This is a genomic window from Martelella sp. (assembly GCF_984369615.1).
The window spans coordinates 1-1,154 of sequence record NZ_CFHTCS010000550.1 but is presented as its reverse complement, the minus strand read 5'-3'; the positions used below and the strand labels follow the sequence as shown (position 1 = coordinate 1,154).

Annotated in this window: 1 protein-coding gene; it reads left to right on the top strand. The window is 57.5% G+C overall.

Annotation, left to right across the window (positions count from 1 at the left end):
- Positions 1-77: 77 nt before the first annotated feature.
- Positions 78-1,154: IS5 family transposase (locus AC5DC2_RS23550; protein ID WP_491700243.1), on the top strand; the 1,077-nt coding region annotated here is incomplete at its 3' end.

Sequence of the window (1,154 nt, the reverse complement as noted above, 5' to 3'; positions counted from 1 at the left end):
TGGACGCCTCGAATTACCTACCGATTTCCGCCGTTTCGTGATTCACTTCGTGCACGGTGATTTTTCGGAGGTTGGTGATGCGAGGACAGCTCGGTTTCTTTGATGTTGACGAGCGTTATGCGCGTTTGAGCGCTGTCGGTGATCCGCTGGAGAAACTGAACGCGATCATTCCGTGGGCTGTGTTCGAAAAGCCGCTGACCAAAGCCTTGAAGCGTTCGGACGGCTCGAAAGGCGGTCGCCCGCCATATCCGGCGATCATGATGTTCAAGATCCTGGTGCTGCAGGCGCTTTACAATCTGTCCGATGACCAGGCCGAATTCGTCATTCAGGACCGGCTTTCGTTCATGCGGTTTCTTGGTCTGTCGCTGTCGGAAAAGGTTCCGGATGCCAAGACGATCTGGCTGTTCCGGGAAAGCCTGGTGCGGGCCGGTGCCATCGACAATCTGTTCGCCCGTTTCGACAAGCATCTCTCGAAATCCGGCTATCTGGCCAAGGGCGGTCAGATTGTCGATGCGACGATTGTCCAGGCACCGAAGCAGCGCAATACCCAGGACGAAAAGGACGCGATCAAGCGTGGCGACGTTCCTGATGGCTGGAAGGACAAGCCGGCAAAGCTTGCCCAGAAGGATCGCGATGCGCGTTGGACAGTAAAGTATTCGAAGGCGAAGCGGCCCGAGCAAACGCCGCATTCGACCAGGACGCAGCAGCGCGATATCGCCATCCCGATGTTTGGTTACAAGAACCATGCCGGCATTGACCGGTCACACGGGTTTATCCGTGGATGGACGGTGACGAGCGCCTCGGCACATGATGGCGCACAGCTCAGGAATGTCGTGCGCAAGGACAATACGGCCTCGACGGTCTGGGCCGACAGCGCCTACCGTTCGAAGAAGAACGAAGCCTTTCTGGCCGGCAACGGCCTGAAGTCGGACATTCATCAGAAAAAGCCGAAGGGCAAACCGATGCCGGAGGCGGTGTCGCGGGCCAATGGCCGCCGGTCAAAGGTCAGGTCCGCCGTCGAGCATGTCTTCGCCCGACAGAAGGACAAGATGAAACTCTTCATCAGGACGATCGGCATCGACAGGGCGACGGTGAAGATCGGCATGGCCAATATCGCCTACAACATGCTTCGCTATGTCTTCCACGAAGGAAGA